9 protein-coding genes are annotated in these 14660 nt (G+C 53.8%); 8 read left to right on the forward strand and 1 reads right to left on the reverse strand.

Annotated features, from left to right (window positions below; translation table 11 throughout):
• Nucleotides 1-2 precede the first annotated feature (2 nt).
• The 6 genes from C4N24_RS02105 to C4N24_RS02130 are packed head-to-tail and all read left to right on the forward strand — an operon-like array spanning nt 3 to nt 6071.
• The gene (locus tag C4N24_RS02105; protein WP_112090112.1) at nt 3-269 is read left to right on the forward strand and encodes a DUF4315 family protein; all 267 of its coding nucleotides are present in this window, start codon (nt 3-5) and stop codon (nt 267-269) included.
• On the forward strand, nt 241-2202 hold the full coding sequence (locus C4N24_RS02110) for a DUF4366 domain-containing protein (RefSeq protein ID WP_112090113.1): 1962 nt from the start codon (nt 241-243) through the stop codon (nt 2200-2202). Before C4N24_RS02105 ends, C4N24_RS02110 begins: the two co-directional genes overlap by 29 nt.
• Entirely contained in the window at nt 2186-2377 is a 192-nt protein-coding gene (locus C4N24_RS02115) for a hypothetical protein (RefSeq protein ID WP_112090114.1), read from the forward strand. The genes C4N24_RS02110 and C4N24_RS02115 overlap by 17 nt, the downstream gene beginning before the upstream one ends.
• The gene (locus C4N24_RS02120) at nt 2374-4476 is read left to right on the forward strand and encodes a DNA topoisomerase 3 (protein WP_112090115.1); all 2103 of its coding nucleotides are present in this window, start codon (nt 2374-2376) and stop codon (nt 4474-4476) included. Before C4N24_RS02115 ends, C4N24_RS02120 begins: the two co-directional genes overlap by 4 nt.
• A 3-nt stretch (nt 4477-4479) precedes the next feature.
• Complete coding sequence (locus tag C4N24_RS02125) at nt 4480-5784, forward strand: LPD16 domain-containing protein (RefSeq protein WP_112090116.1); 1305 nt, start codon at nt 4480-4482, stop codon at nt 5782-5784.
• Nucleotides 5785-5789: 5 nt separating this feature from the next.
• Nucleotides 5790-6071 (forward strand): hypothetical protein, encoded by a 282-nt coding sequence (locus tag C4N24_RS02130; protein ID WP_112090173.1) that lies wholly within the window; start codon nt 5790-5792, stop codon nt 6069-6071.
• Nucleotides 6072-6108: 37 nt separating this feature from the next.
• On the opposite strand, the gene C4N24_RS02135 is transcribed toward C4N24_RS02130, so the two are convergent.
• Entirely contained in the window at nt 6109-6426 is a 318-nt protein-coding gene (locus tag C4N24_RS02135; RefSeq protein WP_112090117.1) for a helix-turn-helix domain-containing protein, read from the reverse strand.
• Between the two features lie 148 nt (nt 6427-6574).
• On the opposite strand from C4N24_RS02135, the gene C4N24_RS02140 reads away from it, so the two are divergent.
• Together C4N24_RS02140 and C4N24_RS15850 are read left to right on the forward strand one after the other, a co-directional pair.
• Entirely contained in the window at nt 6575-6799 is a 225-nt protein-coding gene (locus C4N24_RS02140) for a sporulation initiation factor Spo0A C-terminal domain-containing protein (protein ID WP_112090118.1), read from the forward strand.
• 78 nt (nt 6800-6877) lie between these two features.
• The gene (locus C4N24_RS15850) at nt 6878-13975 is read left to right on the forward strand and encodes an N-6 DNA methylase (protein WP_431733121.1); all 7098 of its coding nucleotides are present in this window, start codon (nt 6878-6880) and stop codon (nt 13973-13975) included.
• The last annotated feature ends 685 nt before the right edge of the window (nt 13976-14660 follow it).

The raw sequence follows: 14660 nt of genomic DNA on the forward strand, positions 1-14660 counted from the left end.
ACTTGAGTAACAAGTTGCAGAAAGTCTTGTCGGAGATCGACAAGGTAAAAGAAAAAATCGCTGTCCAGCAGACCCGGCTTAGGGAACTGGAGCAGCAAAAGACCGAACTGGAAAATATGGAGATTGTCGGTATGGTTCGCGGGCTGGATGTAGCCCCGGAGGAACTGGCAGCATTTATCAAGGCGTTCCGTGGCTCTAAAGCCGGGACGCCTGATTTTATGGAAAGCGAGGATAACGAACATGAAGAATCTGAACATGAAGCGGAGTAAGCGGCTGACCGGAATGGTCTGCATGATGCTCTCTATCTTCCTTTTGACGATGCCCCTTTTGGGCATGGCTGCGGCGCAGGACGTATCGGGCAACGATGCGCCTGCCTGCATTTGTGATACGAAATGCTCGGTGGAAAATCCCAATCAGGAATGCCCGGTGTGCAAGGGAAATGCCGATGCCTGCAAAGGGCAGGCGGCAGAGCCGAACATGCTGCCCTGCTTTTGCGAGAAGAAATGCACCAAGGACGATCACAATACCGAGTGCCCCGCCTGCGCTGCCGATATGGATTTGTGTACCGCTCCCCCGGCAGGAGAACCGGCAGTTTGTATCTGCACGGTTCTGTGCCAGGAGGGTGCGGTGAATCCTGACTGTGCTGTCTGCCAGTCTGACCGGGCACAGTGCATCGGGAAAGCACCGGATACGCCCACGGAGCCGGAACCGCCTGCCGAACCGGAAAAATGCACCTGCACCGATAAATGTGCCGCTGGTGCGGTCAATACAGGATGCGAGATCTGCAAGAATAACCTGACAAAATGCGAGGGCAAGGAGCCGGAAGTGGTTGACCCCAAGTTTACCATTTCCATTCTTGCCCCGGACGGCTGGTACACCAATCGGGCAAACGTGGAAATCCGCATTAAGGATGTCAATAAAACCGGCTGGGATACCGTGGAAGCCAAAATCAACAGCGGCGGCAGTTGGATTGATTTAACGGACGATCTGGTGGATAAAGACAAGGTATCCCTGGAAATCTCCGAAAACTGCACTATTTATGTGACCGTGACCGATAAAAACGGGAAGTCCCACACCAAGAACCGTTACATTGAGGTCTTTGACCGGGAAGCCCCGACGATCCGTGCGGGGATTGAGGGCGAGCTGCTCCGTGTGGAAGCAAGCGATGACCTTTCCGGCGTGGATAAAATCTACGTCTGCGGCAATTCCTTTTCCAAGCTGAATAATGGCACTCTGGATATTCGCCTGAAAGATTATGCGGACAATTATGAGCAGATCACGATCCAGGCCACTGACCGTGCTGGGAATAAAAGCCGCATGACCCAGCTTAACAATCCCTATTATGAGGAACCGAAAAAAGACAGCGATAAGACTTCCAGTTCTCCCACCAGTCCGTCTATCCCTGCATCCACGGTTACAACGCCCACGGGCGGGGGCACCGGCACCACGCTTTCACAGTCTGGCACTGGCGGGACTGCTTCTACCGGGCAGACGGCAAAGCCTACCGGCGGCACTATTTCTTCCTCTAACAAAGCGGATACCGAAAAAGACCCGTCTGCGGTAAGCCCGGTTGCCACGGAGGAAACGGAGGATAACCCGTTTACCCCGGATGGCAGCGCCACGGTGGTTGATAACGCTAGCGATGAACAGGGCAAGGAGTTCTATACCATTATGACCCCGGATGAAAATGTGTTTTACCTTATTATCGACAAGCAGCGTGACAGCGAAAATGTGTATTTCCTCAATGCCGTAACGGAAAGCGACCTGATGGCGCTGGCACAAAAAGACACGGACAGCCAGACTGTCACACCGACCGCACCGTCAGAGCCGGAACCCGCCGCTCCTGCCGAGCCGGAGGAACCGTCAGAACCGGAAACATCGGAACCCGAACCGGAGCAGCCCGCCCCCAAGAGTAACAACAGTATGATGTTCCTTGTGATCGTGGCTGCGCTGGCGGCTGGCGGCCTGGGCTACTATTTCAAGGTTTATAGGCCGAAGCATGATCTGGATGATGCCGAGGACATCGACGATTTTGAGTTTGAGGGGCCGGAGGAGCCTACTGTCAACGAAGATGAGGAAGCAACCGGCGAGGATGCAGGTCAGGAGGAACTTTCCGAGGAAGAAGAAGCCGAACAGCGCAGGCTTTATGAGGAAGATAACGAGGATATTCCCATCGAGGGCGACGATGACCTTGTTTTCTGATAACCCCGGACTGGAACGGATGATGCAGCAGAAACCCGCTGGGCGGCAGGTGTCGGAGGAAAGGCCGGCACCTGCCCCCGATTCCCCCTGCTATGACTGTGGTTATGGCAAGGGGCGGCGCTGTGTGGGTATCTGCTACAAGAAGCTGATGGGCGAAAGGAGGAAAACGGCTTGAAGTTAGTAATTGCAGAAAAGCCCAGTGTGGCGCAGAGTTTAGCCGCCGTGCTGGGCGCAAAGGAACGTGGACAGGGATATTTGCAGGGTAACGGCTATGTGGTGTCCTGGTGTGTGGGGCATCTCATCGGGCTGGCGGCGGCTGACGCTTATGATGCCCGGTATTCCAAATGGTGCTATGAAGATCTGCCCATTATCCCGGAAGAATGGAAATACACGGTGGCACCGGATAAAAAAGACCAGTATGAGGTGCTGGTTTCCCTGATGAACCGCCCGGATGTGGAAAGCATGGTGTGCGCTACGGATGCGGGGCGTGAGGGGGAATTGATTTTCCGGCTGGTCTATGACCATGCCGGATGCACAAAGCCCTTTGAACGGCTGTGGATCAGCAGTATGGAAGATTCCGCAATCCGGGAGGGATTTGAGAACCTGCGCCCCGGTGCAGAGTATGATCTTTTGTATCAAGCTGCCCTGTGCCGTGCCAAGGCGGACTGGCTGGTGGGCATTTCCGGCACCAGGCTGTTTTCTACCCTGTACCGGAAAACTTTGAACATCGGCAGGGTTATGACCCCGACCCTTGCCCTGGTAGTAGACCGGGAAACTGCCATTTCCGATTTTAAAAAGGAAAAGTTTTATACGGTGGTGCTGGACTGCGGGAAGTTTACCGCCGCCAGTGAACGGTGTGAGAACCGAAAAGCCGCCGACCATCTTTCAGCCGCCTGCAGCACGCAGGCTGCTGTTGTGCAGTCCGTGGAAAAGAAGCAGAAGTCCACACAGCCGCCCAAGCTCTATGACCTGACTTCGCTTCAGCGGGACGGGAACCGGCTGTTTGGATATACGGCCCAGCAGGTGCTTGACTACGCCCAGGCGTTGTATGAGAAAAAGCTGCTGACCTACCCACGGACGGATTCCAACTATCTGACGGAGGATATGAAAGATACCATTCCGGCGCTGTGTGAGCTGGCGACGTCCGCCCTGCCGTTTTCCGTGGCGGCTCTCAGCGTGGATGCGTCCCGTATCATCAATAACAGCAAGGTCAGCGACCACCACGCATTACTGCCCACAAAGCAGATTTCTGGCACTGACCTCTCCTCGCTTCCTGCCGGGGAGCGCAATATCCTGACATTGGTAACGGTGCGGCTGTTGTGCGCTGTGGGGGAAAAACATCTTTATGAGGATACCACGGCTGTTCTTCTCTGCGGCGGCGTTACATTTACGGCAAAAGGGCGTGTGGTGGTATCGCCCGGTTTTAAGGCGGTGGAACAGGCTTTCTTTGCTACGCTGAAAAAGAAGCCGGAGGACGATTCCAAGGACGAGGACGCCAAAGCCCTGCCGCCGCTTATAGAGGGGCAGACCTTTGAAAAGGTCAGGGCTTCTACCAAAGAGGGAACCACCAGCCCGCCCCGGCACTTCACGGAAGATCTGCTTTTATCGGCTATGGAACACGCCAGCGCCGAAGAATTTGCCGAGATCGAGGGCGCAGAGCGCACGGGCCTGGGCACACCTGCCACCCGTGCCGGTGTGTTGGAAAAGCTGGTGCGTGGCGGTTTCCTGGAACGCAAGGGCAGGCAGCTTCTCCCCACAAAAAAGGGGTTCAACCTGATTGTGGTGCTGCCGGACAGCGTGAAGTCCGCCAGGCTGACCGCCCAGTGGGAAGCTGGCTTAAAAGCTGTGGAGCGTGGCGAACAGGCTCCCGATGTGTTTATGGGCGGCATTGAACAGATGGTGTCCGATCTGGTTGCCCAGTACAGTGCCGTCAAAGCGGATACTTCCCTGTTCCAACAGAGGGAGGTTATCGGGAAATGCCCCCGCTGCGGCTCTGATGTGCTGGAGGGCAAGAAGAATTTTTACTGCTCCAACCGGGAGTGCCAGTTTTCCATGTGGAAAGACGACCGCTTTTTCACTTCCAAGCACAAGGAACTGACCAAACCGATGGCGGCGGCGCTCTTAAAGAATGGGCGTATCAAGATGAAAGGTCTGTTCAGCGAGAAAAAAGGCGTACTCTATGATGCTGTGGTGGTGCTGGCGGATACCGGCGAAAAGTATGTGAATTACAAGATCGAGCTGCCGCCCAGACCGAAAACCAAAGGAAAGGAGTAACCTATGGCGAATATAAACCGGAATGAAGAAAAAGTACCTGCCCCGGAGGAGATTCACGGTCTGGCGGCTGCCCTTGACCAGTTTGGGGCGGATTTTGACCCTTATGAGTACATGGATACCGTTGAGGACAAAGAACAGAACATCCGGGATACCGAAGCGATGCTGCTTGCGGGAAAAACGGATGGGCTGAAAAACTATCTGCTGGGCTTTATCGACGATGACCGTGATCCCCAGGCGGTGCAGGCAGCACAGGAACTTATGAAGCGGCTGGAAGAAATCATCCCGCAAAATGCTTTGCGAACCGCCGAAATGAGCATGGAGCAAAACTGCAACATGATCGACGGGATTCTCAACAACCTGCCAAATCCGGAAGAAGTGGGATTGTCCATTGACGGCGGTTCCCGTTACCTGGCAATCCAGACCTGTGACAGCGGCTACGATTACACTTTTTTCAATCAGGATTTTCAGGAATTGGACGGCGGGCAGCTTGACAACCCGGAATTTTCCATGTCGAGGGCAATCTATGAACTTCTCTCCGATGAACGTTTGCAGGAGGCAAAGCTGGAAGCCTTGGACTATGCGTTTTTAGTGGAACAGGCGGAAGCTGCTGAAAAGGAAAAGCGTGCGGCGGTGCTGGCGGCACAGGAAATGCAGAAGCAAAAACAGGAAACGCCGATTTTGCGGGTCGTGCCGGTCAACCGCTTTGAACGGTATATCGAACCCGGTGAGATTACCCAGGATCAGTACATTGTCAAAGGCGGCATCCTTTTAACGCCTTGTGCGTCCACCCCGGATTTTTATGAGTCCTCCAACCGCAGGGTAAACGGCAGCTATATTGATGCCCATATCTATGAAGTTGCCGAGCGGAGCAAACGGGGCAGGCCTACCGCTTTTCGTGTGGTGGAAGATGCGCCGGTGGAGAATCCCTTTGAGCCGGTGGGCAAAGAAATCGCCATTACCCAGTCTGGCGGGATTCCCTGCGGCCTGGTGTATAAGCATGAAATGGAGGGCTTTATCCTTTCCGATAAGACCGTGCTGCTTCAGAAAGAACGGGACGCCCACGGGAATTATTACGGCGGCATCAGTCTGGACGGCATGATGTTTAAGATTCCGAAAATGTATACCCCTGTCACGGATGAAACCGGCAGGATCACCGCTTTTAGGCAGATGCGGGAAAAGGATTTTTCCAGGGAGCAGCCGCAAAAGAAAACGGAAAAAAAGCCCTCGATCCGGGAGCAGCTTGCGAAAAAGCCGGAGCAGCATACGGCAGCCAAGCCCCCGGCGAAGCGGAAAGATTTGGAGAGGTAATGCCTATGAGATTAACAAAGTATGAGCAGGAAACGATCATCCTCTTTAATGAGAGTGAATCTACTGCTGCGGTTTATACCTACAACACAGGCTTGCAGAACACGCTGAACAGCTTGTGCCAGAGCCACCCGGAGCAGGTCACGCAGACCGGCGACAATGGCTACGGCGGCCTGACATACTCACTTCCCAAGAAGTGGGTCAAGGTTGCCCCTCCCAGGGTGTTGTCTGAAGCACAGAAAAAGGTTTTGGAGGATATGAACCGGAAAAATAAAGAACGCCGACAATAAGAAACAGGCGGTGTCCGTTCTTTTCAGATACCGCCTGTTATTCGTCTGTGTGCTTCATCCGTTCAATAAATCCAATTAGTAACTGGATGTCCTCATCCGTCATGGTATAGATATAGTCAATCGCTTTTTGTTGGGTCAAAGTGGTTTCTTTTTCTTCTTTGAAGAATTCTGATGGTGTGATACCTAAGTATTCACAGATATAAAGGAACTCGCTCATGGACGGGAGCGACCTGCCGGATGTGATGCCACGGATATAACTGGTGCTGTGTCCTAAATCCAGGCTCATTTTTCGTTCTGAAACCTGCTTTTCTTCCCGAAGTTTGGAAAGCCGGTCACGAATAAATTGTTCTTCCATTTGCTGCTCCCTCCTTGTAGATAATCATAAGTCACGCCGAAGCCAAAACCGAGCGATTGTAACGCCTGTTTCTGTTGAAACGAGTGTTAATATCGCTTATAATCGAATCATCCAGGCGATTACAGTATTTACTTAGGAGGAAGTTTTTATGAACATGAGGAAGATATACCGGAAAGTGGCGAAAGAATACGGTGTCAGCGTGGAAGAAGTCAAGCGGGAAATGCAGGCTGCTATTACGGACGCATATACTAATCCACTAAATAATAACGAGATAACCAAAGCCTATCAAAGCCGTGTTCCGTGCAAGGGAGAAATCCCAACCCCAGAAGAATTGATCCGCCATTTATCGGAACAGGCAAAACAAAATTATTAAAGAATCCTATTTGTAAACTACACCCAGAACTTGTAAAAAAGCAGGTTCTGGGTGTTTTTCGTTTGAAAGGAGGTCACAATGGCAAACAGATGGTTTCTGTATATTTCTGAGCTGGCGCAGAAAGCCCAGCAGGAAGTCACAAGAACACCGGAAAACTGGCAGAAGTTTCTGACCACGGCATCCCGATTTTATAAAAGCTATGATTTTGACGACCAGCTTTTAATCTATATCCAGCGCCCGGATGCAGTCGCCTGTGCGGACATCGAAACGTGGAATAACAAGATGCACCGCTGGGTCAACGCCGGTTCCAATGCAATCGGCTTGATCCGCAAAGGCACAGGCGGCAGGCCCTATATCCAGAACGTCCACGATGTTTCCGATACCCATAGGGTAAAAGGCGGCAAAGACCCGTGGCTTTGGAGAATGGAGGAAGCCTATCATGCCCCGGTTATGGAACGGCTGGCAAAAGCGTTTGGCATCCCGGAGGGCGGCGACCTGGGCGAGTGCCTGATGGAAGCGGCTTCAAAGGTGTCGGAGGAACACTATGGGGAATATCTCCGTGATCTGCACTATGAGGTGGAGGACAGCTTTTTAGAGGGACTGGACGACCACAACATAGAGGTCATTTTCCGTGACACCATAAAAGCCAGCGTCCAGTATGCGGTTTTAACCCGCTGCGGGCTGGACGCTTCCCTCTATATCGACGCAGACGATCTGCGGGGCATTACGAACTTTAACAACGTGGGCACCCTGGCCTGCCTGGGCACTGCCACTGCCGAAGCCAACCGCACCATTTTAATGGAGATCGGCGAGGCGGTGAAAAATATCCAACTGGAACAGGTCAGACAGGCGAAAAAAAGCCTTGCCAAACAGCCGGATGTGTCCTATAATAAAGATGAACAGTTTAACACTTTAAAGCGCGAAAGGAGTGGCGAAGATGAGCGAATTGACATACACCAACCGGAACGGTTATCAGATTCCGAACATCGTGATGGACAGCAGGGAGAACGAACCGGAAACCCTGACCCGGTACGGCAGGGCGAGGGAGAAATATCTGATGGAACACAGGAAAGCGGCTTACACGGCGATGCTGCTGAAAGGAACCCTGTGGGCACATCTGACGGAGATCGACCAGGCGGCGAACCAGCAGGTAGAGAGCATGATGGCGGAACTGGCGATGAGCGAGGGCGTGACGGAGGAACTGAAAGCAGCCAACCAGATGGAATGGGTACAGCGGATGAACAACATCCGGCAGAGAGCCGAGGAGATCGTGATGGCAGACTTGATTTACAGTTAAATACAGACACCCGGACGGCAGGCGGCGGGCCTGCCGTTTTATCGTCTGTGGAGATGGACGGCCCGTATTCCGATGCCAGCCCGACTTTTACACAAATGTCCCTGTTCCCCACCGTGGAGGAACAGATTGAACAGATCGCCCAGTCACAAGCGGAGGCAAGCGCCCCCGCTTTTTCTGTGAGCATGGTGCCGGAGCAGGCAGTTGAGAGGATTTTGTCTGCCGGAACCAACGAGCCTGCCGGGGCGCTCCGTATTTATGCCCAGTATCAGGCTGGCGCTCCTGCGGGAGAAATGGCGGTATCTTTGCGCAAAGAGTTCGGCACCGGCGGGCGTGGCTTTACCATAGACGGCACTCCCTATGCGGTCTGGTTTGATGAAAACGGGTTTTCTATCAACAGCGGCAAAAGTGCCCGCTATGACAAAGAGAGCCTGCGCCTGTCCTGGACGGAGGTAGAAAGCCGTATCCGCAGGCTGGTGGAAACCGGCAAATATCTTTCTGCGGAACAGGCAGGCCGGGTCAAAGGGAATGAATTTAAAGAGCTGGCGGCGCAGCTTTGGTATCTTAGGCAGGATTTTGGCGATGGGGCAAAGGAAGCCGGACTTCTCCCCACTGTGGATGGAGTCTATATGCAGAGGGGCGGTTTCCCGGAGGATACGGCTAAGTTAGAAAAGCTGCTGCAATCCCCGGAGCAGTTGGCGGCTGTTGTAAAAGAAATGGAGGGCTTCTGCGATGCTTACCAGGAGAACCGGGAAATCCTGCGGTTCCATTTTCACCGCCCCAACGCCATTTTGCACCGGCTTGAGCAGGCGCAGATCCCGGCAGAAGTCTTTCCCCTGGATGGGCAGTTCAAGGAAGAACGCCCCACTTTCATTACAGAGGACGAAATCAATGAGGTGCTTGCCCCTGGCGGCGGCTATTCGGACAGCAAGCTGGCGGCGTATGTGTTTTTCCAGAATCACACAGACCGCAAAGAAAGACAGGATTATCTGAAAGAGTCTTTTGGCACTGGCGGCAGTGGCAGCTCTATCCGTGATACCTGGCATGATGCCAAAGGCATGAAGATCAAGCGCAGCTATGGGAAGCCTTATGCGGAAACTTCTTTGAACTGGAACCAGGCCGAGCGCCGTATCCATCAGCTTATGGAAAGCGGGCGGTTCCTTACCCCGGACGATAAGGCACGGTTCCCGGAATATGAGCGTTTTATCCTCTCCCGTGATGTGGATTCCTTTTTCCACTATGCAGCCAAAGAACAGCGTCCTTATCAGGTGGAGGGATTCTTTGACGGCTGGAAGCAGGTTCGCCCCATGCTTGATAATCCGGCGCAGGTGGACGGCCTGCTGTCTGTGATGAAAGACGGCTTGCAGTCCCTGACACCCAAACAGTATGGCTATGAAGTCTGCACCAGGGCGTATGACAGGCTTTCCGCTTACAAAGACGGCTCCTATTCGCTGATCCAAAGGGCGGCGGATATGCCCCAAAAGGCGGCACCGGCGAAACAGCCGAAAGCCAGCCGGGAACAGAAGCCCCTGGATGCCGCCCAGTCTGCCCTGCGGCGGTTAAAGAGCCAGAGCCACAAAACGGCAAAAGCGGACGAACCGGAACAGCTTTCCTTTGATTTTTCGGAAAGTGCGGTGCAGACGGAACCGGAAAAACCGGATGCTCCATCCTCCCGTGAGAAAATCATTTTACAGGCACAGGAACTGTTGGATAAACAAGGGCTTGTGGTTTCTGAAGAATATTTGAATGACGCTTTTGAGGAATTGGGAAGTGAAACCCCGAAGCCGGAGGAACTGGCAGACCACACCCGGTCTATGCTGGAGCGTGACGAAGCGGAGGCCGCCCTGGAGCCGGAACCGGCAAAGCGCACTGTCCGGGATATTTATGAGCAATTCCAGCCCGTGGTCTTAGCCCAGGTCTTACAGGATAACGCCTTTGCCAACGCCCTGGAAAATTCCGATGAGGAAAATATCAAAATCGAGTGCGACGTCGCTATCAGGCGGGCGGTGCTTGCCGTGGACGATGTGGAACTGACCAAAGCCTATTTTGATGTGTCCGCTTTCCATAACCGTCTGCACAAGGAAGTGCTTGCCCAGGCAACGGAACAGGCAGCCCTTACCCCGAAACGGCTTTATGAAGCGGCGCTGCCGGAACTGATCGGATTGATCGAACAGAGTGAGATCTATCCTTTCCTGCGTGACCGGGATACAGATGTGCTGGATGCCCAGGAAGAACTTTCAGCAAAACTGGACGAACTGCTGTCCGGTCTGAAAGACAGCCGTCCCGCCCTTTATGAAGCCTACACCACGCTGCCGGATTTCAGGGAATACTTAATCGACGATATTTTAGAGCGTACTTATCAGGATATGGTAACGGATCGCCGTACCAGCGTGGAACAGCACGAAAATGACCCCGATGCTCCTGCGTGGGTAACGGGAAAGACAGAACCGGAAGAACCGGCTGAAACGTCTGGCTCTACAACCCTTTTACCCCATGTGGATGCCTACAACGCCTTAAAAGAAAAGCACCCGAAAGAATTGGTCGGTATCCAAAACGGCGGGTATTGCCTGTTTTACGGTGAAGATGCCCGGACTGCCTTTGAAGCGGTGCCGGTATCCTGGCTTCTGCCGGTTGATCTGCCGGGAATAGGCGAAGTGACCGTGGCAGGTATCCGGGAGGGCTGGCAGGAAGCCGCTGACCGGTTACAGACGGCGGGCCTGCCTGCGGTGTTCTTCCAGGATAACGGCGAAACTTATACCGCCCTGGGGCGCACACTGACCTTAAAGGAAGCCGGACAGGAAAGTACCCTGCCCCAGCCGGAACGTACTGACAGGGAAACCCGTGCGGGCGCACCGTCAGAGGAAGAAAGCCCCCAGCCGGAGCCGAACCTTACGCCGCTGACCGAAGAATACTTAAAGCTCAAAGCAGAATACCCCGGCCATGTGGCAGGTGTCCGAGTGGATGATCTGTACCTGTTCTATGGCAAGGATGCGGAAACTGCCGCCAAAGCCCTGGGGAGCAAGATCGTTACCAGGGAGATTCCGGGACTTGGGGAAACTGCCGTCACCGGCTCTGCCGCAAGCTGGCAGGCATTGGGGGAAAAGCTGCTCCAGCACGGAAACAGCGCCCTGTTTGCTCGCCCGGAGGGAGAAACCTACGAAGTCCAGAAAGTCCTGGAGATTGCAGACTATATCCCCATCGGGATGCAGGTCACAGACGAGGGGCGCACTTTTACCATTGACAGCGTAGACTATGATTTCGGCTCGGTCAGCCTGCGGGATGATACCTTTGCTGCCGGAACCGGATTCCCGGTTTTCAGGAATGAGCCGGTGTCTTACGTCCGGGAACTGGTCAAAGACGCCCAGGACAAGGAACTGGAAGAACTGGCTGCATCCGGCGCTCCGCTGTCGGAGCCGTCCGAACCGGCAGCACCTGTGCAGCACCAACCGCCCAAAGCAGAAAATTTCCGCATTACTGCTCCCGATCTGGGAGTGGGCGGCCCGAAAGCAAAGTATCAGGCGAATGTGGCGGCCATCCGGCTGTTAAAGGAACTGGAAGCCGGTGGCCGAAATGCCACGCCGGAGGAACAGGAAATCCTGTCCCGTTATGTGGGCTGGGGCGGCATTCCCCAGGCGTTTGACGGTTCCGATGAAAAGTGGAAAACAGAATATGCCGAACTGAAAGGGCTTTTAACCCCGGCTGAATATGAAGCCGCCAGAGGTTCGACCCTAAACGCCCATTACACCGCACCGGTCATCATTGAAAGCATTTATCATGCCGTGGAGCAGATGGGCTTAGAACCAAAAACCATGCTGGAGCCTGCGATGGGCACCGGCAATTTTTTTGGCATGGTGCCGGATTCCATGAAAGATACTGCCCTTTACGGCGTGGAACTGGATTCCATCACGGGCAGGATCGCCAAGCAGCTTTATCCCCAGGCGCATATCACAGTGGACGGGTTCGAGCGTGTCAACTTTGCCGATAACCGGTTTGACCTGGCGGTGGGCAACGTGCCCTTTGGCAACTACCAGATAGCCGACGCCCGGTATGATAAGCAGCACTTTTTCATCCACGATTATTTCTTTGGAAAGACGTTGGATAAAGTGCGTCCAGGCGGTATCGTGGCATTTATCACATCAAAAGGCACACTGGATAAGCCGAACACCGCCGTCCGGGAATACCTGGCAGAGAGAGCCGACCTTTTGGGCGCTGTCCGCCTGCCGGACAATGCGTTTAAAAATGCTGGTACGGAAGTGACCAGCGACATCATCTTTTTGCAGAAACGGGCCGCTCCGCCGGAACAGATGCCGGACTGGGTAGACGTTTCCCAGACCGCTGCCGGCATTCCCGTCAACAAATATTTTGAACAGCACCCGGAAATGGTTCTGGGTTCTATGGTATGGGAAGGCGGCCCCTACGGGCAGGAAACCGCCTGCAAGCCGCTGCCGGATGCCGACTTGAAAGAACAGCTTGCCGCTGCGGTGGCAAATTTAAGCGCACCGGACAAAGCCCTGCTGATGCGGGAAGCGGCTGCACCGGAGCAGGAAGCCGAACCCCTGGACGCCCCTGCCGAAGTCCGCAATTTCAGTTACACCGAAGCAAACGGAAAACTTTACTACAAGGAAGATGGCGGGCTGATTCCGGTCGAAGTCCCGGCTGCCACGGAGGAACGCATCCGGGGCATGATCGCCCTGCGGGACATTACCCGGAACTTAATTGAAACCCAGCTAAACGGCGGTTCCGATGCGCAGATTGCACAGCTTCAGACACGGCTGAACTCGGCCTATGACAGCTTCACTGCAAAATGGGGGCTTCTCAACAGCACCGGCAACAAGCGTGCGTTTGAGCAGGACAGCTCCTACTGCCTGTTATGTTCCCTGGAAGTGCTGGACGAGGACAGGAACCTGGAGCGCAAAGCGGATATGTTTTCCAAGCGCACCATCAACCAGGAAAAGCGCATTAACCATGTGGATACCCCGGTGGAAGCCCTGGCTGTGTCCATTGGGGAGCGGGCCGGAGTTGACCTTTCCTTTATGGCGGAGATATTAGACCGCCCCGGCGAGGAACTGGAGATTGCCAAGGAACTCTCCGGCGTGATCTTTAAGAACCCGGAAAAAGGGCTGGATCATCCGCTGGCAGGCTGGGAAAACGCTGACGAGTACCTTTCCGGCAACGTGCGGAAGAAACTGGCGGCTGCCAGGGCTGCGGCAGAACATGACCCGGCGTATGCGGTCAACGTATCTGCGCTGGAGCAGTCACAGCCCAAAGACCTCTCTGCGGCTGAGATTGATGTGCGGATCGGCGCAACCTGGATTGACCCGAAGTATTACACCCAGTTTACCTATGAACTTTTAAAGACCCCCGGCTATCTCAGGGGCGATACCATTGCCGCACGGTATTCCTCTGCTACCGGCGAGTGGAACATCAGCGGCAAGGCCCGTGACAGTACGAACAATACGCTTGCCTATGTGACTTACGGAACCAAGCGCAAGAACGCCTATGCTATCATTGAGGACAGCCTGAATCTGCGGGACTGCCGGGTTTATGACACCATCCACGATGCAGACGGCACGGAAAAGCGTGTCCTCAACACGAAAGAAACCATGCTGGCCCAGCAGAAACAGGAAATGGTGCGGGAAGCCTTTAAATCCTGGATATGGAAAGACCCGGAGCGCCGGGAAGCGCTGTGCCAGAAATACAATGAAATCTTCAACAGCATCAAACCCCGTGAATATGACGGCAGCCATATCCGCTTTACCGGTATGACACCGGAAATCAAGCTGCGTCCTCACCAGCAGAATGCCGTTGCCCGGATGCTTTACGGCGGGAACAGCCTGCTTGCCCACTGTGTGGGCGCTGGCAAGAGTGCGACACGTTCGTAACTGAAAAGGTTACGCACAAGTCAGCTAACAATAGAATCGGGAACTGGAAAGGAGTCCCTGAAAAGACTTGGAGAACTAATATTCCGATAGGTGGAATGATGGGGTAACGCCCTGAAACGCCTACCTTATAAACTGCGATATGCGGCAGTCCTCTGTAACAAGGATTGCGGTATAACGCTCGCTAAAGTCGGCGGAAATGTACCCAAACAGGTTATGCCGTGGAAAGTATCTCAGCGGTGGGATGTGTGCATGATACGCCGGAGGTCTAAAAACTGCCTATGGTCAGAATGTCACGATGACTGACGAAATCCCGAATGTACGGGTCTAAAAGGCGCAGGAGCAGAAATGTTCCTTTCCGATTACGGAAGTATGTGAGGATGAGTAAGAATTTTTACTATGAAAGTCCTTGCGGTGTTACAGGCACCGCCCAGCATACAGGCTCAGAGGGACACCTAAGGGCAGATATGTACAGATAGGAATATTGGAACGTGGAAAGGCTGGAACACGGAGCCAGTTACAGGCTATGAGGTGTTGGATTGGAAAGCGCATTGCGTATAACAATCCTTTATCCAGCTGAGAGAGATGGCACAGTACCGTTGAAGCCGTAGAAATACGGTGGAGGGATGGCCATTAGTCGTCAGCAATCAATAAATTGAAAACTATACAGACACAAAGGTTCGAGTAT

The sequence above is a fragment of the Faecalibacterium prausnitzii genome, assembly GCF_003287405.1.
Lineage (GTDB): Bacteria > Bacillota > Clostridia > Oscillospirales > Ruminococcaceae > Faecalibacterium > Faecalibacterium intestinale.

What these genes read in the sequence shown, in the direction of transcription:
- C4N24_RS02110 (WP_112090113.1), top strand. Translation starts at nt 241, where the DNA reads ATGAAGAATCTGAACATGAAGCGGAGTAAGCGGCTGACCGGAATGGTC.
- C4N24_RS02115 (WP_112090114.1), top strand. Translation starts at nt 2,186, where the DNA reads ATGACCTTGTTTTCTGATAACCCCGGACTGGAACGGATGATGCAGCAG.
- C4N24_RS02125 (WP_112090116.1), top strand. Translation starts at nt 4,480, where the DNA reads ATGGCGAATATAAACCGGAATGAAGAAAAAGTACCTGCCCCGGAGGAG.
- C4N24_RS02130 (WP_112090173.1), top strand. Translation starts at nt 5,790, where the DNA reads ATGAGATTAACAAAGTATGAGCAGGAAACGATCATCCTCTTTAATGAG.
- C4N24_RS02135 (WP_112090117.1), bottom strand. Translation starts at nt 6,426, where the DNA reads ATGGAAGAACAATTTATTCGTGACCGGCTTTCCAAACTTCGGGAAGAA.
- C4N24_RS02140 (WP_112090118.1), top strand. Translation starts at nt 6,575, where the DNA reads ATGAACATGAGGAAGATATACCGGAAAGTGGCGAAAGAATACGGTGTC.
- C4N24_RS15850 (WP_431733121.1), top strand. Translation starts at nt 6,878, where the DNA reads ATGGCAAACAGATGGTTTCTGTATATTTCTGAGCTGGCGCAGAAAGCC.